The sequence below is a fragment of the Vibrio sp. 970 genome (assembly GCF_033339075.1).
Genome location: NZ_JAWOTW010000586.1, coordinates 1 through 583 on the forward strand (window position 1 = coordinate 1; position 583 = coordinate 583).

At 43.4% G+C, this 583-nt stretch carries 1 protein-coding gene; it reads right to left on the minus strand.

Annotated features, from left to right (window positions below; translation table 11 throughout):
• Positions 1-296: 296 nt before the first annotated feature.
• A partial coding sequence (locus tag R7Q11_RS28035) for a sensor histidine kinase (protein ID WP_225467214.1) occupies positions 297-583 on the minus strand: 287 nt, incomplete at its 5' end.

The window sequence follows — 583 nt, forward strand, 5'->3', positions numbered from 1 at the left end:
GCGTGATATGGACAAAAATGCAAGTGAAAACAAAGAAAAAACAGCGAGAGGCTGCAATGGCCCAAACATGGGTCTCTTAGACGAACTTTTCATATTTATTTTGTGATGGACTTAGTCGTGATGTTGTGTCGTTTCTAGCAAAGCGAGCGTGAAATAAACGTGAATTATAATGAAAATCTATGGACTGAATTGTAAGTATTCGTATGTCTATGTAAGAGTGGGAGGCGTCTCATGTCTGGGGCGAAACAAGGCGATAGAAGTGTGCTCCATATCGCCTTTTTAGTCGTCTTTTTTCGCTAGTACTTTGGGAATGCGACGACAAACGTGTTCTTGCCATTTTCTCTCGTAATCAGCTCTATCGTTGCGCTGTGTAGCGTGGCGATATCTTTGCAAATGGACATGCCCAACCCTGCACCATCGCCTTTTTCTGAGTGACCTCGGTAGAATTGTTCAAAGATCCTTTCTCGCGTTTCTTGTGGAATCTCCGGGCCAGTGTCGGAAATCAAGATTTTGATCGCATTTCTATTTTCTTGCACACTAACTTGGATTTCGCTGTGTGCGCCTGAATAGCGAATGGCATTGT